Genomic DNA, 18,328 nt, shown 5'->3' on the forward strand with positions numbered 1-18,328 from the left:
GCGAATTAACTCTGTGTTACGTGCGCAACGTCGCGGACCGGCCCGGTGTTCCCGAACCAGATGCGGCGCATCCTCAGTACATTCGCACGAATTGGGCGAAGTCAACCCTCAGCGCGCGCGGAAGCCAAACCGGGTAGAAATGACCACGTGACGACCTCATCCTCGCTCCCGCTCATCGCCGTCATCGCGACGGGCGGCACCATCGCCAGCACGACGACGGCATCGGGCGCGACGACGCCGAGCCTCGGGGCGGATGCCCTGCTCGAGGGAACCGCAGCGCACGGCGCCCAGCTGCGCGCCGTGAACCTCATGGCCGTCGACTCGTCGAGCCTCACGCTCGCCGACATGCAGTCGATCAGCGACGAGGTGCGACGCCAGGTCGAAGACGACGAGGTCAGCGCCGTCATCGTGCTGCACGGCACCGACTCGATGGAGGAGACCTCGCTGCTCACGGACCTGCAGCTCGAAAGCGACAAGACCGTCGTCTTCACCGGCTCGCAGTTCACGGCCGAGTCGGAGTCGCCAGACGGGCCGGCGAACGTCGCGGCAGCCCTCGCCGCCGCGCTCGACCCGGAGAACCGCGGCCGAGGCGTGCTCGTCGCGTTCGGCGGCAGGCTCCTCAAGGCGTGGGGGCTGACGAAGGCCTCAGCAGACCGCGCGGACGCGTTCCGCAGCGTCACCGACAAGCCCGCCCGCCGCCTGCACCTTCCCGCGCCCGTTGCCGGCATGCGCGTCGACACCGTCGCGGTCAGCCCCGGCGCTGACGCGACCCACCTGCATGCGAGCCTCGAGGCCGGCGTGCAGGGCATCGTCCTCGTCGGCCTCGGCTCGGGCAACGCGAGCCAGAGCGTCGTCTCCGCGGCCTGGGAATGCCAGGCATCGGACATCCCGCTCGTCGTGTCGAGCCGCGTGCCGTTCGGCGTGCTCAAGGCCAGCTACGGCGGAGGCGGAGGCGGACACGACCTCGCGGTTGTCGGCGCCATCCACGCGGCCGTCCTGCGGGCCGGTCAGGCGCGCATCCTGCTCGCCGCCCTGATAGCCAACGAGGCGACGCCCGAGGAGATCGCGGCGGCCTTCGCCGCCGAGTAGCGCCGCGGCGCCGCGCCGCCGCGCCCGCCGAGGCACCACCGGCGCGACCAACATCCGTGAGATGCAGACACCCGCAGCCCCGAAACCGGCTCAACTCACGCCTAGCTCACGCAAGTTGGTCACGGCCCCTCGGCGCCGCCCCACGCAGGCGCTGCGCCGAGACTCGCCCCAGCCGCCCCAGCCGCCGTGCCGCCGCCCGCGCGTGACGCCCAAGTCCCGCCCGCGCGTGACCAACATCAGTGCAATATCGGCGCCCGAAGCCCCGAAACCGGCTCAAAGCGCCTCTATCGCACGCAAGTTGGTCACGTAACGGGCGAACGGCACCGGATGGCCGCCGCGCCCTCGCCTCTCGGCGAGACGCGACGGCTCGTGTTCTGCCCTAGCTGGCGTAGCTGCCGACGAGGCGCACCGCGCCGCCATCGACACCCTTGGCGCCCTGCTCGAAGCCGTCGAAGTCGCGCGACTCGGTCGAGATCGTGCCGGCAACCCACGACGGCAGGCCAGCGGCCTCGAGCCACTCGACGACCGCGGATGCACGCTGGGCGTCGACGACGGCGAACATCCCGATCCCGAGGTTCCAGGTGCCTTCCGTCGACTCGAGGTCGGTGCCCGCGAAGCCCGCGAGGACGCGGAAGATGTCGTTCGGCGACCACGCGCCGCGGTCGAGCTCGATCCAGGCGCCCTGCGGAAGGACTCGCGCGAGGTTGGCGGCGATGCCGCCGCCGGTGACGTGGCTGAAAGCGTGCACGGCGCCGTCGAGGGCAGGCTCGGCGAGGAGCTTGACGAGGGGGCCGGTGTAGAGGCGGGTCGGCTCGAGGAGCACTTCGCCGACGACGCCGCCGAGCTCCGCGGAGGTGTCGGTGAAGGCGAGGCCCTGGTCGGCGACGATGCGGCGCACGAGCGAGTAGCCGTTCGAGTGGAGGCCGCTCGAGGCGATCGAGATGACGACGTCGCCGTGCTGCACGCGCTCCGGTCCGAGCATCCGGTCAGCCTCGACGACGCCGACCGCGGCGCCTGCCACGTCGTAGTCGTCGGGCCCGAGGAGGCCAGGGTGCTCTGCGGTCTCGCCGCCCGTGAGCGCGGTGCCGGTCTCGGCGCACGCCTTCGCGATGCCCTCGACGATCGAGGCGATGCGCTCCGGCACGACCCGGCCGCAGGCGATGTAGTCGGTCATGAAGAGGGGCTCGGCGCCCACGACGACGATGTCGTCGACGACCATGGCCACGAGGTCCTGGCCGATCGTGTCGTGCTTGTCGATCGCCTGCGCGATCGCGACCTTCGTGCCGACGCCGTCGGTCGACGTGGCGAGGATCGGCTTCGTGAACGAGGTCAGACGCGAGGCGTCGAAGAGTCCGGCGAAACCGCCGACGCCCCCGAGCACTTCCGGTCCGTGGGTCGCCTGGACGGCGCGCTTCATGAGCTCGACGGCGGTGTCACCCGCACGGGTGTCGACGCCAGCGGCGGCGTAGAGGTCGTTGCCTGACACAGAATGCCCTTTCCTCGGGGGGATGCGCCCAACAGCCTAGTGCGCCGCGAACGTGACGCCGGAAGCGAACCCTCTCCACGCGGGTGCGCGCGGATCCGCGAGCTGTGACAAAATCGGAAAATCGTTCAGGGCGCCTCGGTGCCTCATCACACTCGTGGCCCTCGCGGGCCTCGTCAGAACTGTGGCCCTCGCGGGCCTCATCACATCAGTGGCCCTCGCGGGTCCGGTCAAATCAGTGGCCCTCGCGGGCCCGCTTACCTGTGCTTGGAGCTCCCCCAGCGTGTGCGGCATTGTTGGTCACGTCTCGACCAGTCCCGTCAACCAACAGATCTACGATTCCCTCCTGCTCCTGCAGCATCGCGGTCAGGATTCGTCCGGCATCGCTACAGCGGACGGTGACACCTTCCACATCGCGAAGGTCAAGGGCCAGGTGCGCGAGGGCTACCGCACCCGCGACATGCGGAACCTGCTCGGCAACGTCGGCCTCGGCCACGTCCGCTACGCGACGGCCGGCAGCGCGAAGAGCGACGACGAGGTGCAGCCGTTCTACGTGAACGCGCCCTACGGCATCGTCCTCGTGCACAACGGCAACCTGACGAACACGCGAGAGCTGCGCAAGGAGCTCTTCAACGTCGACCGCAGGCACCTGAACTCGTCGAGCGACACGGAGCTGCTGCTCAACGTCCTCGCGAACGAGCTGCAGCACGGCATCAACGGGGACGAGCTCACGCCGGATGACCTGTTCGACGCGATCTCCCGCCTGCACGACCGCGTCGAGGGCTCCTACGCATCCGTGGCCCTGCTCTCCGGACACGGACTGCTCGCGTTCCGCGACCCGTTCGGCATCCGCCCCCTCGTGCTCGGTCGACGCGACGACGAGCACGGCCGCGACGAGTGGGTCGTGGCGTCCGAGTCGCTGGTGCTGGAGTCCGGCGGCTACGACCTGGTCCGCGACGTGGAGCCGGGCGAGGCCATCTTCATCACGATGGGCGGCGAGCTTTACTCGCGCCAGTGCGCCGTGAACCCGCGCCTCGTGCCGTGCTCGTTCGAGTACGTGTACCTGGCCCGCCCCGACTCCGTCATGAACGGCATCTCCATCTACGAGTCGCGCCTGCGCATGGGGAAGACCCTCGCCTCGAAGGTGGAGCGCAGCATCACCGCCGGCGACATCGACGTGGTCATGCCCATCCCCGACTCGGGCAGGCCGACCGCGATGGAGATGGCGAAGACCCTCGGCATCGACTACCGCGAGGGCTTCTACAAGAACCGCTACGTGGGCCGGACATTCATCATGCCGGGGCAGAAGGTACGCAAGAAGTCGGTGCGCCAGAAGCTCAACGCGCTCCCGACGGAGTTCCGCGGCAAGAACGTGCTGCTCGTCGACGATTCGATCGTGCGCGGCACGACGTCGAAGGAGATCGTCGAGATGGCGCGTCAGGCTGGCGCGAACTCGGTGACGTTCGCGTCCGCTGCACCGCCGGTCCGCTACCCGCACGTCTATGGCATCAACATGCCGTCGCGCGGCGAGCTCGTGGCCTCAGGCAGGTCGATCGAGGAGATCGCGTCGGTCATCAGCGCCGACCGCCTCGTGTACCAGGAGGTCGGGGACCTGTTCACGGCCATCACCGAGGGCTCCGACGTGAAGGAGCTCGACATGAGCTGCTTCGACGGCAAGTACGTGACGGGCACCGTGACTCCCGAGTACTTGGCCTGGCTCGAGCTCAACACGAAGAGCTAGCCGAGCGGGACAGACCTCCGGGAAACGCATGTTCGTCACACGACGAGCATGCGTTTTCCATAGGTTCTCGCGGGGACGCTCGGTGCGTTTCGGCCGCCGGGCGGGGTCGGTGCGCAGCTCTGCGCGCCGGTAGAGTCCCGTGCATGACCGACGCGCACCCCGCACCCCGCAATCGCACGCGCGACCTCACGCAGGTCGCCGTGTTCGCCGGCATCGTGGCCGCGCTCGGAGTGGTGCCGGCCATCACGATCCCCGGCCCCGGAGTGCCGATCACCCTGCAGACGCTCGGCGTCATGCTCGCGGGCGCCGTGCTCGGCTCGAAGCGCGGCTTCTCGGCGCTGCTGCTCTTCGACGTCCTGGTGCTCGCCGGGCTCCCGCTTCTCGCGGGCGGCCGTGGTGGGCTCGCGGTGCTCGCGAGCCCCACGGTCGGCTACTTCATCGGCTTCCCCATCGCGGCGTTCGCGGTCGGCTGGCTCGTCGAGCGCTTCGGCAACCCGTTCCGCATTCTCCCCGGCATCGTCTCGACGGCCGTCGGGGGCGTGTTCGTGCTCTACCTGCCCGGGATCATCGGCGTCGCACTCGTGGCAAAGATCGGCTTCGGGGCCGCCGCCCTGTCGGCGCTCGCCTTCCTGCCGGGCGACCTCGCGAAGGCCGTCGTCGCGGCGCTCATCGCGCGAGGTGTACACAAGGCCTACCCGGGGCTGCTCCCCGACCGGCGGCGGCGCGACCGGCCGACCTCGCCAGACCAGGCAACGGCACCGGCAGTGGATGCGTGAGGCCGGGGCCGCCGTCGCACCTCGCGGGCGCCTCCTGAGCCGGGGCCGCGCATGATTGAGCTGCGCGACGTGAGCGTGAGCTTCGGCGACGGCGCGCAGCGTCGCTCCGTGCTCGACGGCATCTCGGTGACGCTCGGCGAGCAGCGGATCGGCGTCATCGGCGCGAACGGCTCCGGGAAGTCGAGCCTCGCGAGACTCCTCAACGGGCTGCTGCTGCCCACGAGCGGAACCGTCTCGGTCGAGGGCTTCGACACGAGGCGCGCCGGCAGGGAGGTGCGGCGTCGGGTGGGGTTCTGCTTCACCGACCCCGACTCGCAGATCATCATGCCGACCGTGGGCGAGGATGTCGCCTTCGGGCTCGGTCGGCGCGGCCTGAGCAGGGCGGAGATCTCCGCGCGCACGGCTGCGGCGCTCGAGCAGGTCGGTCTCGCCGACCGCGCCGACCATCCAGCGCACCTGCTCTCCGGAGGGCAGAAGCAGCTGCTCGCCCTCGCGGCCGTGCTCGTCACCGAGCCGAGCATCCTCGTGCTCGACGAGCCGACGACGCTCCTCGATCTGCGCAACTCGCGCGCGATCGCGGCGCGTATCGCCACGCTCCCCCAGCAGGTGGTCCTCGTAACGCACGACCTCGAGATCCTGGCGGGCTTCGACCGCGTGCTCGTGGTGCACGAGGGGCGCCTCCACTTCGACGGTCCTCCCCGGGATGCGGTCGCCGCCTATCGCGCTGCTGTCTCACTCGAGGGCGGGCTGTGACTCCCCTTCCCGTGACCGCGAGGGTGGAGGCGGAGGCGTGGGCTTCGGCGGGGGCTCGTGGCTGACCGCGGAACGGCACTTGCCGTCTACGTGCCTGGCAGCTCCATCATCCATCGCCTGCCTGCCGGGCTGAAGCTGCTCGCGCTCGTGGCTGCAGGGGCGGCCGTGCTCGCGCTCGGCTCACCGCTCTCCGCCGGCATCGCCGTCGCGGTCGCGGCGCTCGGCTTCGCTGCGGCGCGCCTTGGCCCTCGATACGCGTGGCGCGGCGTGCGCCCGACCTGGATCTTCCTGCTCGGCATCTTCGCCTTCCAGTGGTGGTCCGCCGACCTGTCTCGGGCCGTCGGCGTCGTCGGCTCGATCGTCGCTCTCGTGCTCGCGGCGACGCTCGTGAGCCTCACGACCCGCACCACGGACATGATCGACGCCATCGTCTGGCTACTGGGGCCGCTGCGTCGAGTGGGCGTGAACCCCGACCGCGTCGCCCTGCAGCTCGCCCTCGGCGTGCGCGCGGTGCCCCTCGTCGCCGAGCTCGCCGAGACCGCGAGGCAGGCACAGTACGCGCGGGGCCGTCGCGGCAGCCCGCGGGCATTCGCCGTGCCGCTCGTCGTCCGGGCGCTGCGCCGCGCCGACGCCATGTCCGACGCCTTGCATGCGCGGGGCCTCGACGACTGACGATGGCCCGCCTGCTGCCGGTGCGCTAGGAGCGGTTCTCGAGCTCGTCTGCGCGGATCAAGCGCGCGTCGACCGAGCGCTTCGCCGATACGCGACCCGCGATGTACCCGGCGATGCCGCCGAGCGCGAGCGTGACGGGCACCGTGAATGCGAGGAGGAACGCGAACACCTGGATGCGGGAGAACACCTCGTTGGGCGGGAACGCGAACGTGAGGATCGTCACGAGGACGACGCCGACGATCGCACCGAGCACGAGGAAGCTGCTCATGCGAGGGACGTGGTGGACCCTAGCCGCCATCTCCCGAACGCCGTCGTCCTCGTCTTCGTCCTGCTCCTCGAACTCGGCGAGTTCAGCGTCGTAGCCCTCGAACTCGCGTCCGGCGTCGACCTCGCGGCCTGCCATGGTGTCGCCGCCGTCTTCGGGGCGCGACTGAGTGGGTTCGTTCTCGCGGAGCATGCATCCATTGTCGCGCAGTTCGCGGGGAGCGTTCGCAGACTCCGCGGGGAGCGCCGCGGCGCTTCAACGAGCAGGGCCGGCAGGCCGTGCAGGCCGTGGCGCGCCTGTCAGCGGCGCACGAGCGGCAGCCAGGGCGAGACGTCGGCGCGGGTTCCGGATGCGCGCACCCGGTTCGCCTCGAACGCCTCCTGCCAGGTCACGCGGCCAGTGGCGAGCTCGAGCCAGGTGTCGACGTCGAGCTCGATCACGTTCGGCGGCGTGCCGCGGGTGTGGCCTGGGCCCTCCACGCACTGCACGGCACCGAACGGCGGTACCCGCACCTCGACGCTCGCGCCCGGGGCGCGGTCTTCGAGAGCCTGCAGGGTATAGCGGACGGCCGTCGCGGCGTCGGCGCGGGGCGTCGGGCGGCCCGCGGCGCGAGCTTCGCTCCAGGCGGTGATGGCTCCGAGCCCTGCGGCGTCGGCGATTCGGGGTTTCGGCACGCCCCCATTGTGCGACAGGCCCGGCGGGCGCGGTGCGAATGTGGAGCCGTGTGTGGCGGCCGGGTGTCGCCGTGCGGTCATCTGCGTTCACGCGGCGGCACGAGCCGTCGTCCCCGGTTAGGCTGGTGCGGTGAGAATTCTCGTCCTCGGATCCGGTGCCCGCGAGCACGCAATTGTTGCCGCCCTCCACAGCGAGCGCGCACACTCGATCGTCACGGCCCCGGGCAACCCCGGCATCGCCGCTGAGTCTGAGGTGATCCGGCTCGACGTGAACAACCCGTCGCTTGTCACCGACTTCGCCAAGGACGAGAGCTTCGACCTCGTCGTCATCGGCCCTGAGGCCCCGCTCGTCGCTGGTGTCGCCGACGCGCTGCGCGAGGCCGGCATCCCCGTCTTCGGCCCGTCGAAGGCCGCGGCCACGATCGAGGGATCGAAGACGTTCGCGAAGGACGTCATGTCCCGCGCCGGTGTCCCCACCGGTGGCGCGCGCCTCGCGGAGACGCTCGACGAGGTCGCCGCCGCCATCGATGAGTTCGGTGCACCGTACGTCGTGAAGGCCGACGGCCTCGCCTCGGGCAAGGGCGTCATGGTGACCGAGAGCCGCGAGGACGCGCTTGTCCACGCCGAGCACTGGCTCGCTGCCGGGCCCGTGCTGGTCGAGGAGTTCCTCGACGGCCAGGAGGTCTCGCAGTTCGTCTTCTCCGACGGCGTCAACGTGCGGGCGCTCCCGCCTGCCCAGGACTTCAAGCGTCTCCTCGCCGGTGACGCGGGGCCGAACACGGGCGGCATGGGCGCGTACACGCCCGTCCCCTTCCTCAACCAGCGCTTCGGCGGGGAGCGCGCCTTCTCGAAGCTCGTCGTCGATCAGGTCGCGAAGCCGGTCGTCGACGAGATGCGTGCCGCCGGCACCCCCTTCGCCGGGCTCCTCTACTGCGGGCTCATCGTCACGAGCGCGGGCATCCGCGTCATCGAGTTCAACGCCCGCTTCGGCGACCCCGAGACGCAGGCCGTGCTCGAGCGTCTCGACCAGCCGCTCTCCGAGCTCCTCTACGCCTCCGCGACCGGCACCCTCGGGCACCTGCCCGAGGAGCTCGCGATCGCCGACAACGCGGCGGTCACGATCGTGCTCGCGAGCGAGGGCTACCCGGAGGACGTGCAGTCGGGCCGCACCATCGCCGGAGTTCCGGATGCGCTGTCCGAGCCGAACGTGAAGGTCCTGCAGGCCGCGACCACGCAGCGCGACGACGACACCCTCGTGACGAGCGGTGGCCGCATCCTCAACGTCGTCGGAACCGGAGCGACGATCGCCGAGGCTCGCGCGTTCGCCTACCAGGGCCTGTCTCGCATCCACATCGACGGCGCCCAGTACCGCGCCGATATCGCGGAGCTCGCCGCCCGCGAGCAGCAGTCGTGACCGACGCGACCAACGCTCCAGCCCTCGAGGGCTGGTCGCATGTGTCCTCCGGCAAGGTCCGTGAGGTGTACGAGACCGCCGACGACAACCGCGTGCTGCTGGTCGTCGCGAGCGACCGCGTGAGCGCGTTCGACCACATCCTCTCCCCCGGCATCCCCGGCAAGGGCGCACGCCTGACGGCGCTGAGCCGCTGGTGGTTCGATCGCATCGACGTGCCGAACCACCTCCGCGAGCCGTCCGGGTGGGGCGCCGCGTTGCCGGCCGACACCGCGGCACGCTCCATGCGTGTCGTTCGCCTCGAGATGTTCCCCGTCGAGTGCGTCGTGCGCGGCTACCTGACCGGCTCCGGACTCCTCGAGTATCGCGAGCACGGCACCGTGTGCGGCATCCAGCTGCCGCTTGGCCTCGAGGACGGCGACCGGCTGCCGACGCCGATCTTCACCCCCGCGTACAAGGCGCCCCAGGGCGAGCACGACGAGAACATCAGCTTCGAGAAGATGATCGAGCTCGTCGGCCTCGACGACGCCGTCGCGCTGCGCGACCTCTCGCTGCGCATCTTCCGCGAGGCATCGGCCATCGCCGAGGAGCGCGGAGTGATTCTGGCCGACACGAAGTTCGAGTTCGGGCGCAACCCAGCCAACGGCGAGATCACGATCGGCGATGAGGTGCTCACAAGCGACTCGTCCCGGTATTGGGATGCGACGCTCTACGCCGACGAGAGCCTGCCGCTGAAGCAGCGCCTGTCGTCGTTCGACAAGCAGATCGTTCGCGACTGGCTCTCCGCGAACTGGGACAAGCAGGGCCAGCCGCCCGAGCTTCCCGCCGAGGTCATCGAGCGCACGCAGGCCCGTTACGCGGAGCTCTTCGACCGTCTGGGCGTCCGCGCCTAGGTCCGCGCCTAGGTCCGTCCGACGCCCCTGGAGCGCAGCTCCGCCTTGGGTGCCTGCTCATCTCGTCGTAGAATCGCCGTCGGCGGCGTACACGCTGTCGCCCTCCGCTGGGCTTGACGACCCGGACTCCCTCCTGGAATCCCGCACGCGCATCCGCGTGTGCCCTCACCGGCCGTTCCCTTCGCGCTCCTCCCTTCGAGACTGGAACTTCGCCGTGACCTCCTCCCAAGCCTCCGCGCCCGCTGCAGCTTCGGCGGCCCCAGCCGCGCTCTCCCCCGAGCAGCGCCAGTCGGTGCTCCGCACCCTGCGGTCGCCGCGCCTCCTCAAGGTCGAGGTGCTCGGTGGACTGGTCGTGGCGCTCGCACTCATCCCCGAGGCGATCGCCTTCTCGGTCATCGCGGGGGTCGACCCTCGGGTCGGCCTCTTCGCCTCCTTCACGATGGCGGTCTCCATCGCGATCCTCGGCGGCAGGCCCGCCATGATCTCCGCGGCGACGGGCGCCGTCGCCCTCGTGATCGCGCCTCTCATGGCCTCGCACGGCCTCGACTACCTCATCGCCGCCGTCCTCCTCGCTGGGGTCCTGCAGGTGCTCCTCGCAGTGCTCGGTGTGGCGAAGCTCATGCGCTACATCCCGCGCCAGGTGATGGTCGGTTTCGTCAACGCGCTCGCGATCCTCGTGTTCCTGGCGCAGGTGCCGGAGCTGCTCGGGGTGCCGTGGCTCGTGTATCCGCTCACCGCGCTCGCGCTCGTCATCGTGTTCGGTCTGCCGCGGCTGACGACCGCCGTACCGGCCCCGCTTGTCGCGATCGTCGTGCTCACGCTCATCACGGTGCTCGCGTCGGTCACCGTGCCGACGGTCGGCGACAAGGGCGAGCTGCCGAGCACACTGCCCGGGTTCTTCATCCCGGATGTGCCCCTCACCTTCGAGACGCTCCAGCTGCTGTTCCCCTTCGCGCTCGCGATGGCGTTCGTCGGGCTGCTCGAGTCGCTCATGACGGCGAAGCTCGTCGACGACATCACCGACACCCGCTCCAGCAAGACCCGGGAGGCGTGGGGGCAGGGCGCCGCGAACATCATCACCGCCTTCTTCGGCGGGATGGGCGGCTGCGCGATGATCGGGCAGACGATGATCAACGTGAAGGCGTCCGGCGCTCGCACGCGCATCTCGACGTTCCTCGCCGGCGTCTTCCTCCTCCTGCTGGTCGTGCTGCTCGGCGACCTGGTGGCGCTCATCCCGATGGCCGCGCTCGTCGCCGTGATGATCTTCGTCTGCTGGGCGACGTTCGACTGGCACTCGATCCGCCCGTCGACGCTGCGCGGCATGCCCCTGAGCGAGACCGCCGTCATGCTCGTGACGGTCGTCGCGACCGTCACGACCCACAACCTCGCGATCGGCGTCGGCGCCGGCGTGCTGTGCGCGGTGCTGCTCTTCGCGCGCCGCGTCGCGCACGTCGTGCAGGTGCGCCGCACGCTCTCGGAAGACGGCGCCGTGGCTTCGTACGCGGTGACGGGGCAGCTGTTCTTCGCCTCCTCGAACGACCTCTACGCGCAGTTCGACTACGCCGCCGACCCGGCACGCGTGGTCATCGACCTGAGCGCGGCGCACGTCTGGGACGCGTCGACGGTCGCCGCCCTCGACGCGGTGATCGAGAAGTACAAGAAGCACGGCGCCTCCGTGGAGGTCGTCGGCCTCAACGACGAGAGCGAGACCCGCCTGCAGCGGATGCGCGACGTGCTACCGGGCGGCGGACACTAGAGCCGCTCAGGGCTCGCCGCGCGCCGCCCCCGTGCGCGATCATGGACGCATGGAGTTCTCGTTCTCGAATCCGCTGTGGCGCTGGGAGAAGCGGCGCGAGCTGTGGACGTTCGTGAGCCTCAGCGAGGACGCCTCCGACAGGATCGCCGCGGCCACGGAGCGCTTCACGCACGGCTTCGGCTCGGTGCGGGTCGAGGCGACCGTCGGCGGATCGACGTGGCGCACCTCGATCTTCCCGAGCGACGCCACCTACATCCTGCCCATCAAGAAGGCCGTGCGGGAGGCCGAGGGACTCGAACTGGATGCGCCCGTCGTCGGCAAGGTGCGGCTCGTCGACGTGGAGGACCCGCAGCGGTAGGGGGCGCATCCAGCCACACTCTCAGTGCGCGAGTACGGGAGCTGCCCCTGCCTCCGCCGGTTCCTGGCTGAGGGATGCGCCCTGACCGCGGCGGCGGAACAGCAGCGCGGAGACCACTGCCCCGACCGCGAAGAAGCCTGCACCCCACCAGTAGGCGGCCGCGTAGCTCGCGATCATCGAGTCGCCGACCGCTGCGGGCCCGTGCTCGACGAGGTAGTCGGCGGCGGCGGTCGCGGCGAGCGTGTTCAGCAGGGCCGTGCCGATCGACCCGCCCACCTGCTGGCTCGTGTTGACCATGGCCGACGCGACGCCTGCGAACTGGCGGTCGACACCGAGCGTCGCCGTCTGCATCGACGCCGGCATGATCGTGCCCATCGCGAACCCGATGAGCATGAGCGGCGGCATGACGTGCCCCGCGTACGTGCTCGACGCATCCAGGAACGTGAGCCACACCATGCCGCTCGCGCCGAGCGTCATGCCGATCGGGACGAGCACCTTCGGACCGAAGCGCGGCACCAGCAGGTTCGTGCCGAGCTGAGCCGCGAGCACGAGCATCCCGATCATGGGCAGGAACGCGAGACCGGTCTGGATCGGCGAGTAGCCCAGCGTGAGCTGCAGGTAGTACGTGACGAAGAGGAAGATCCCGAACATGCCGGCACCGGCGATCATGACCGACAGGTAGGCGGCACCGCGGTTGCGGTCGCGGACGATGAAGAGCGGCAGCAGCGGATGCCCGGCACGCGCCTGCCAGAGCACGAACGTCACGAGGAGCACCGCGGCACCCGCGAGCATGCCCCACGTGAGCGGGGAGTCCCAACCGTCGGTCTCGGCGTTCGAGAAGCCGTAGACGAGGCCGAAGAGGCCGCCGGAGACGAGGAGGGTGCCCGGGATGTCGAGCTTCGGGCGCGGACCGGAGCGCGAGATGGAGGGAACGTAGATGACGGCGCCGACCAGGGCGACGGCCGCGATGGCGACGTTGATATAGAGATTCCAGCGCCAGTCGAACGCCTCGGTGAGCACGCCGCCGAGGAGCAGGCCGACAGCTCCGCCTGCGCCGGCGATCGCGCCGAACACACCGAAGGCGCGGGCGCGTTCCTTCGGGATCGTGAAGGTCGTGGTGAGCACGGCGAGGGCGGTGGGGGCGAGCAGCGCGCCGAAGACTCCCTGCAGTGCGCGGGCTGCGACGAGCAGCTCGAACGAGGGGGCGGCACCGCCCAGTGCTGAGGCGATCGCGAAGCCGATGAGGCCGATGACAAACGTGCGCTTGCGGCCCATGAGGTCGGAGAGGCGACCTCCGAGCAGCAGCAGGCTTCCGAAGGCGAGCGAGTACGCGGTGACGATCCACTGGCGCTGGCCGTCGGAGAAGTCGAGGTCGGCCTGCGCAGACGGCAGGGCGATGTTGACGACCGTCGCGTCGAGGACCACCATCAGCTGGGCGAGGCCGACGACGATCAGCGTGAGCCAGCGGCGACCGTCGGTCGCAGGGGTTGAGGTTTCGGACATGCGGCTCACCATATACGAGACTGAGTCGTTTCGGATACCTTGAGTTTCGTAATGTCGCGAGCTAGGCTGTGACCACAACGAGAGGTGGTTTCGATGACGCAGACTGACCTCGCCGACAGCTCCCCCGCAGCACCGGCGACCGAGGCGACTGGAGCGGCGAGCGCACCCGCGGCACCGACCTCGCAGTCCCCGGCAGGCGCCGAGAAGAAGCCAAGGCTCGGCCGCAAGCGCGACCACACGCGAGACACCGACATCCTCGAAGCGGCACTGGATGTGCTCGCCGAGACGGGCTACGACGGCATGACGATCGACATGGTCGCGACCCGCGCGAAGGCCGGCAAGGCCACGCTCTACCGACGCTGGGCCTCGAAGTCAGACCTCGTGCTCGACGCCGTCGCCTGCATGAAGTCGAAGGACCTGGACCTCGCCGCACTCCCGGACACGGGCTCCCTGCGGGGCGACCTGGTCGCGCTGGTGCGCCCACCGAGCATCCGCGACGCCGAGCGCAAGCTCAACGTCATGACGGGGGTCGTCTCGATGATCGCCCGCGATCCAGAGATGGCCGCGGCGGCCCAGGAGGCGATCGTCGCGCCGAGGGCAGCCGCCAACCGCGCCATCTTCGAGCGGGCGATCGAGCGGGGGGAGATCTCCGCCGACGTCGACCTCGACACCCTGAGCACGATCGCACCGGCCATGGCGGCCTTTCGCACACTCATCCTGCGCCGCTCCCCCGACCGCGACTTCCTGATCGGCATCATCGACAACGTCGTGCTGCCTGCAGCCAAGCGCGGCGCGCCCACGAGCTGAGCATCCGCCAGAAGCAAGCGTCAGCCAGAAGCACCCGCCCGAGGCGAGAAGCCTGCATCTCCCTCACTCTTGTGGCGGTTCTGGGGAGGAGAAGGGGCGGGAGAGGGCCCGAGAGGGCGGACGGGGCCGGGGCACTCCAAAAGCAGTGGCCCTCACGCGCGAGGCGCGCAGAAGGGGAGGCGCCTGGGCTTTCCTCGCGAGAAAACGACGGCCCCTCCCCTGCGCCGCCCCACTGATTGAGCAGCAGGCGGGATGAGCTCGGCACGCTCCGGGTGTCGCGACGCGGCGCGGCCGAACTCAGTTCAGGAAGCGGATACGGCAGACCTGCGCACGCTACGCGGCGGGCACCAGGATGTCGCGCACGAGCGCGTCGAGCTGCGCATCCGCGTCGAGGAACTGGCGGAGCGTGTTGCGTGCCGCACCGAAGTCCTGGAACTCCTCAGCGGTCATGCCATCGACCTCGTAGGCCCGGCGGAACTCGCTGAGGGTGTTCAGCTCCTCGAGGATCCCGGCCTCCACGGGAACGCCGATGCGATCCGCGACGGGGATGTCGTTCTCATTGATGCGCGCCTGCCAGTCGAACGGCGGCGAGACGACGAGGTCTCCGCCCACGAGCTCCGACCACTGGAGCTGGTTGCGGAAGGCCGCCGAGAGCACGCGGCTGCGGTAGCCGCGCTCCTGGAACACGGCGTGCGCGCGCTTGAGCGCCGCGACACCCGCCCACTCGAGGATGCCGGGAGTGACGAGGATGCGGTTGGCGGTCGTCCATTTCTTGAGCCAGTCGTCGAGGCGCCCACCCATGATGGTGACGACGTGCCCGAACTCCTGGTCGGGGAGACCGTCGGCGGCCCGGCGCTCGAGGGCGCGCTCGAGGGCTGCGCCGACCGCGACAGCCTGCGGCACGGTGAAGCTGAGGGTCGCGTTGATGCTGACGCCACGGTAGGCGGCTTCCTCCATGGCCTCGATACCCGTCTTCGTGGCGGGGATCTTCACGATGATGTTCTTCGCCAGCTTCGAGAACTCCTCGGCCTGGTCGGCGAGGGCAGCTGCGTCGCGGTGCAGGCGCGGGTCGGTCTGGATGGAGAGGCGGCCGTTGCGGCCTCCGCTGCGCTCGAACGCCGGCTCGAGGAGGAGGGCCGCGTTGATCGAGAGGTCGCGCACGGCCTGCCAGCCGATCTCCGACTCGCCCCACGTGGGGTTCTGCGCCGCGATCTCCTTGATGCGCGGGCCCCAGACGTCAGGGCGCTTCTTGATGGCCGCGAAGGCGATGACGGGGTTGCAGGTGGCGCCGACCGCGCCGAACTCGATGGACCTCGTGAGCTCCTCGGGGTCTGCGGAGTCGTTCCAGAGGGCGGTCTTCGTGTTCTGCGCCGCCCAGGCGAGGGGTGCGAGCTTCGTGGCTGGAGTGCCGTTGTCACTGGACGGCGCTGTGTCGAGCAGGGTCATGCTGTTCTCCTCATCGGTGGCGGATGGCCGGGTTCGCCGGTGCCGCGGCGGCCGCACACCCCGAGGTCCGAGGCGCCAGGCCTCGCGAGCCATCGCCGACGTGGATGCTCGCCTTCGAGTCCGTGTCGGCCGATACCCGCCTGCCGCATATGTCCTGACATTATCACAACAGGTTTTGGGTGCGCGAGAGGTCCGCACGTCACGACCGGGAAGGGGTGAGGGGCGAGCGAGCGGCGTGCGGCGTGCTGCGTGCTGCGTGCTGCGTGCTGCGAGTCCGCCTATGTACAGGCGTCCGGGGACCGCTACTCGCCACCGCGGTCGGCGGCGCGCCCCCTCGGCGACTCGCCCTTCTGCGGCTTCCGCATGACCACGACCGCGACGACGGACCCAACGAGCAGGAGGGCGCTGAGCATCCCGAGCACCCAGAGCACGTCCCACAGGTAGCGGTCCCACCAGGATGGTTCGAAGTCGACGATCGCTAGCCAGGTGTTCTGGAACGCCTCGACGGCGTTCCTCCCGCGAGCGTTGCTCTCGCCGGACACCCACAGCGACGGGGCGAGGAAGATGAGCATGAGCATGCCCGCGAAGGTCATCCGCTCGAGCCGAGCCCTGGCGAGGCTCCCCCTCGGCGCTGGCTCGGCGTTGATCGACGCCGCCCGCGCGGGATCACGCCAGGACAGGACCGGAAGTACCACGAAGACGAGGCCGACAAGCGCCCCGCAGAGCACGGCGGCGAACCCGACCAGCCAGGTGAGGAAGGCGTTGAGCAGGAGCTCGGCGACCGGCGATTCCGTCTCGTTGAGCTCCGGCACGATGCCGCCAGTCAGCGTCAGCACGAGCAGGAGCAGCGAACCGAGCAGCCAGGCGGCTGTGAACAGCACCGGCCCGACCACCATCGTGCGAACCATGAAGCGCCCGAGCAGCGGGCGATCCGGGGTATCAGGAAGACTGAGGAGCTCGACGATCAGCCAGATGCCGAGGAGCGCGGGAGCGCCCATGCCCGCGTAGGACCATGTGGAGGCGTCGTACGGGAACTGCGTGACGTCGGCGATCGTGTACAGCGTCCAGACGCCGACGAGGACCGCCACCGCGATGCCTGCCGAGCTGAGCTCGGCGAGCATCCCCTTGCTCCGGATCCCCCGGGTGAGCTGGCTCCACATCAGGCGCCGGTGTTCGAGCCCTTGGCGTCGGAGGCAGCGCCGACAGCGGCATCTTCCTCGCCGAGGTCCTTGCGCCACGGCAGCCGCGTGCGCATGTCGTCGGGAACCGCCTCGTCTTCCTGCAGCTTCTCGAGCGGCTCGTACCAGGCGCGGATGAGCGCCCAGCTGACCGCCGCAACGGGCACCGCGAGCAGCGTGCCCACGATGCCACCGAGGATCGTGCCGACGGTCAGCGCGATGAGGACGACGAGCTCGTGCAGCTTGAGCGACTTGCCGAGCACGACCGGCTGCAGGAAGTTGCCCTCGAGCTGGTTGACGAGCACGACGATTCCGACGACGACGACGGCCGGGACGAGCCCGTTCGTGACGAGTGCGACCAGCGCTGCCAGGACACCCGCGAGTGTCGCTCCCACGATCGGGATGAACGCGAGGATGAAGACAAGGACAGCGAGCGGGAAGGCCAGGGGCACTCCGACGATGGCGAGCCCGATGCCGATGAACACCGCATCCACGAGCGCGACGATGACCGTGCCGCGCACGTACCCGCCCATGACCTCAACCGCACGGGACCCCATGAGGCGCGCGCGGCGCTGGTTGGCGCCCTTGAGTGGCTTCGTGAGGAAGCCCCAGATGAGCGGGCCATCTTTCATGAAGAAAAAGAGGATGACGACGAAGAGCACGCCGCTCGTGATGAACGTGGTCACGCCGGAGATGCCGGCGGTGAGGCCGCTCGCGGCGGCGTTGCCGAACTGGCTCGTGAAGATGAAGTCCTGAGCCTGCCCGAGCCACTCGTTGATCTGGTCCTGATTGATCGTGATGGGGAAGGTCGCGTTCACCCACTCGATGGCCTGGTTGAACCCCTGGACGGCCTGCTCGGAGAGGTCGGACCACTGGTTCCGCACAAGGAGGACGACCATCGTGAGCGCGCCGCCGAGGAAGACGATGATCGCGAGCAGCACCGTGACGGTCGCCAGGGCCGGCGGCCACTTCTTGGACGTGAGGAACTTGATGATGGGCCACGCGGCGGCGGACACGATGAGCGCGAGGAGCACCGGGATGACGACGATCGTGACCTGCAGCCCCGCGAAGATGAGCAGTGTCGCGGCCGCGACGATGACCAGCCCCTGCAGCGCGCGGGTGGCGACTCGTCCGAGCTGGTCGGTCCACATGACGCCGACGCTCGTCGGGCGACGCCCGCGGCCCTCGCCGTCGTCGGGCGCGTACGCCTGCACGGCGCTGCCGCCGACCATGACCTCGTCTCGGGCCGGGGCCTCGAGGTGCTCCACCGGCCCTGCGGACTGCGCCGCCAGCTGGGCGGCCACGGAAGATGCGGAGGGGGCCGGCAGCGCAGGGCGAGCCGCTGGCTTGTCGCGGCCGAAGAGGCGCTTGAGCTTGTCGCTCATGGATGCTCCCAGAAGGTCGGTGAGGCGAGCGGCGGAGGTGCCCGCCGTCGCGAAGATGTGACAAGGCTATGCGTGTGCACCGACATTGTGGACGAGCCTCGCGCATCCGCGCCTGACGGTAAGCTGGGGGCGTCTCTT

At 69.9% G+C, this 18,328-nt stretch carries 17 protein-coding genes; 10 read left to right on the forward strand and 7 right to left on the reverse strand.

Going from position 1 to position 18,328, the window contains the following annotated elements:
* Positions 1 to 147: 147 nt before the first annotated feature.
* A complete protein-coding gene (locus ITJ61_RS09755; protein ID WP_258063006.1) occupies positions 148 to 1,089 on the forward strand; it encodes an asparaginase in 942 nt (313 codons plus the stop codon).
* 379 nt (positions 1,090 to 1,468) lie between these two features.
* On the opposite strand, the gene purM is transcribed toward ITJ61_RS09755, so the two are convergent.
* Positions 1,469 to 2,575: a phosphoribosylformylglycinamidine cyclo-ligase gene (gene purM / locus ITJ61_RS09760; RefSeq protein WP_104240161.1), complete on the reverse strand. Its 1,107-nt coding sequence runs from the start codon at positions 2,573 to 2,575 to the stop codon at positions 1,469 to 1,471.
* Positions 2,576 to 2,855: 280 nt separating this feature from the next.
* On the opposite strand from purM, the gene purF reads away from it, so the two are divergent.
* From purF to ITJ61_RS09780, 4 genes are all read left to right on the forward strand, one after another.
* Entirely contained in the window at positions 2,856 to 4,313 is a 1,458-nt protein-coding gene (gene purF / locus ITJ61_RS09765; RefSeq protein ID WP_104240160.1) for an amidophosphoribosyltransferase, read from the forward strand.
* Between the two features lie 143 nt (positions 4,314 to 4,456).
* Positions 4,457 to 5,089 carry a biotin transporter BioY gene (locus ITJ61_RS09770; protein ID WP_104240159.1) on the forward strand — a complete coding sequence of 211 codons (633 nt, stop codon included), beginning with the start codon at positions 4,457 to 4,459 and terminating at the stop codon, positions 5,087 to 5,089.
* A gap of 51 nt (positions 5,090 to 5,140) precedes the next feature.
* A complete protein-coding gene (locus ITJ61_RS09775; protein WP_104305817.1) occupies positions 5,141 to 5,842 on the forward strand; it encodes an energy-coupling factor ABC transporter ATP-binding protein in 702 nt (233 codons plus the stop codon).
* Between the two features lie 57 nt (positions 5,843 to 5,899).
* Positions 5,900 to 6,514: an energy-coupling factor transporter transmembrane component T family protein gene (locus ITJ61_RS09780; protein ID WP_194686062.1), complete on the forward strand. Its 615-nt coding sequence runs from the start codon at positions 5,900 to 5,902 to the stop codon at positions 6,512 to 6,514.
* Positions 6,515 to 6,539: 25 nt separating this feature from the next.
* Here ITJ61_RS09780 and ITJ61_RS09785 read toward each other — a convergent pair whose 3' ends face one another.
* Together ITJ61_RS09785 and ITJ61_RS09790 are read right to left on the reverse strand one after the other, a co-directional pair.
* Positions 6,540 to 6,971 carry a hypothetical protein gene (locus ITJ61_RS09785; RefSeq protein WP_104298107.1) on the reverse strand — a complete coding sequence of 144 codons (432 nt, stop codon included), beginning with the start codon at positions 6,969 to 6,971 and terminating at the stop codon, positions 6,540 to 6,542.
* 107 nt (positions 6,972 to 7,078) lie between these two features.
* Positions 7,079 to 7,453 (reverse strand): sterol carrier family protein, encoded by a 375-nt coding sequence (locus ITJ61_RS09790; RefSeq protein ID WP_104342202.1) that lies wholly within the window; start codon positions 7,451 to 7,453, stop codon positions 7,079 to 7,081.
* Between the two features lie 130 nt (positions 7,454 to 7,583).
* Between ITJ61_RS09790 and purD the strand changes: the two genes are divergently transcribed.
* From purD to ITJ61_RS09810, 4 genes are all read left to right on the forward strand, one after another.
* Positions 7,584 to 8,867 carry a phosphoribosylamine--glycine ligase gene (gene purD / locus ITJ61_RS09795; RefSeq protein WP_194686063.1) on the forward strand — a complete coding sequence of 428 codons (1,284 nt, stop codon included), beginning with the start codon at positions 7,584 to 7,586 and terminating at the stop codon, positions 8,865 to 8,867.
* A complete protein-coding gene (locus ITJ61_RS09800; protein WP_194686064.1) occupies positions 8,864 to 9,757 on the forward strand; it encodes a phosphoribosylaminoimidazolesuccinocarboxamide synthase in 894 nt (297 codons plus the stop codon). The genes purD and ITJ61_RS09800 overlap by 4 nt, the downstream gene beginning before the upstream one ends.
* A 214-nt stretch (positions 9,758 to 9,971) precedes the next feature.
* Positions 9,972 to 11,513 (forward strand): SulP family inorganic anion transporter, encoded by a 1,542-nt coding sequence (locus tag ITJ61_RS09805; protein WP_194686065.1) that lies wholly within the window; start codon positions 9,972 to 9,974, stop codon positions 11,511 to 11,513.
* Between the two features lie 49 nt (positions 11,514 to 11,562).
* Complete coding sequence (locus ITJ61_RS09810; RefSeq protein ID WP_104240152.1) at positions 11,563 to 11,871, forward strand: DUF1905 domain-containing protein; 309 nt, start codon at positions 11,563 to 11,565, stop codon at positions 11,869 to 11,871.
* 21 nt (positions 11,872 to 11,892) lie between these two features.
* Here the strand turns inward: ITJ61_RS09810 and ITJ61_RS09815 are convergent, their stop codons facing one another.
* Entirely contained in the window at positions 11,893 to 13,374 is a 1,482-nt protein-coding gene (locus ITJ61_RS09815; protein ID WP_194686066.1) for an MFS transporter, read from the reverse strand.
* A 93-nt stretch (positions 13,375 to 13,467) separates the two neighbouring features.
* Here ITJ61_RS09815 and ITJ61_RS09820 point away from each other — a divergent pair, with 93 nt between their 5' ends.
* Positions 13,468 to 14,181, forward strand: a complete 714-nt coding sequence (locus ITJ61_RS09820) for a TetR/AcrR family transcriptional regulator (RefSeq protein WP_104298101.1) — start codon at positions 13,468 to 13,470, stop codon at positions 14,179 to 14,181.
* A 333-nt stretch (positions 14,182 to 14,514) separates the two neighbouring features.
* Here ITJ61_RS09820 and ITJ61_RS09825 read toward each other — a convergent pair whose 3' ends face one another.
* The 3 genes from ITJ61_RS09825 to ITJ61_RS09835 all read right to left on the reverse strand — a co-directional run bounded on the left by ITJ61_RS09825 (position 14,515) and on the right by ITJ61_RS09835 (position 18,190).
* Complete coding sequence (locus tag ITJ61_RS09825; RefSeq protein WP_194686067.1) at positions 14,515 to 15,627, reverse strand: transaldolase family protein; 1,113 nt, start codon at positions 15,625 to 15,627, stop codon at positions 14,515 to 14,517.
* Between the two features lie 302 nt (positions 15,628 to 15,929).
* The gene (locus tag ITJ61_RS09830; RefSeq protein ID WP_194686068.1) at positions 15,930 to 16,748 is read right to left on the reverse strand and encodes a hypothetical protein; all 819 of its coding nucleotides are present in this window, start codon (positions 16,746 to 16,748) and stop codon (positions 15,930 to 15,932) included.
* Between the two features lie 38 nt (positions 16,749 to 16,786).
* Entirely contained in the window at positions 16,787 to 18,190 is a 1,404-nt protein-coding gene (locus ITJ61_RS09835) for an AI-2E family transporter (RefSeq protein WP_194686069.1), read from the reverse strand.
* Positions 18,191 to 18,328: the final 138 nt, after the last annotated feature.

Origin of the sequence: Pseudoclavibacter sp. VKM Ac-2888, from assembly GCF_015351285.1 — a bacterium.
Lineage (GTDB): Bacteria > Actinomycetota > Actinomycetes > Actinomycetales > Microbacteriaceae > Pseudoclavibacter.

What these genes read in the sequence shown, in the direction of transcription:
- ITJ61_RS09770 (WP_104240159.1), top strand. Translation starts at nt 4,457, where the DNA reads ATGACCGACGCGCACCCCGCACCCCGCAATCGCACGCGCGACCTCACG.
- ITJ61_RS09775 (WP_104305817.1), top strand. Translation starts at nt 5,141, where the DNA reads ATGATTGAGCTGCGCGACGTGAGCGTGAGCTTCGGCGACGGCGCGCAG.
- ITJ61_RS09785 (WP_104298107.1), bottom strand. Translation starts at nt 6,971, where the DNA reads ATGCTCCGCGAGAACGAACCCACTCAGTCGCGCCCCGAAGACGGCGGC.
- ITJ61_RS09810 (WP_104240152.1), top strand. Translation starts at nt 11,563, where the DNA reads ATGGAGTTCTCGTTCTCGAATCCGCTGTGGCGCTGGGAGAAGCGGCGC.
- ITJ61_RS09815 (WP_194686066.1), bottom strand. Translation starts at nt 13,374, where the DNA reads ATGTCCGAAACCTCAACCCCTGCGACCGACGGTCGCCGCTGGCTCACG.
- ITJ61_RS09820 (WP_104298101.1), top strand. Translation starts at nt 13,468, where the DNA reads ATGACGCAGACTGACCTCGCCGACAGCTCCCCCGCAGCACCGGCGACC.
- ITJ61_RS09825 (WP_194686067.1), bottom strand. Translation starts at nt 15,627, where the DNA reads ATGACCCTGCTCGACACAGCGCCGTCCAGTGACAACGGCACTCCAGCC.
- ITJ61_RS09830 (WP_194686068.1), bottom strand. Translation starts at nt 16,748, where the DNA reads ATGCTCGCCGAGCTCAGCTCGGCAGGCATCGCGGTGGCGGTCCTCGTC.
- ITJ61_RS09835 (WP_194686069.1), bottom strand. Translation starts at nt 18,190, where the DNA reads ATGAGCGACAAGCTCAAGCGCCTCTTCGGCCGCGACAAGCCAGCGGCT.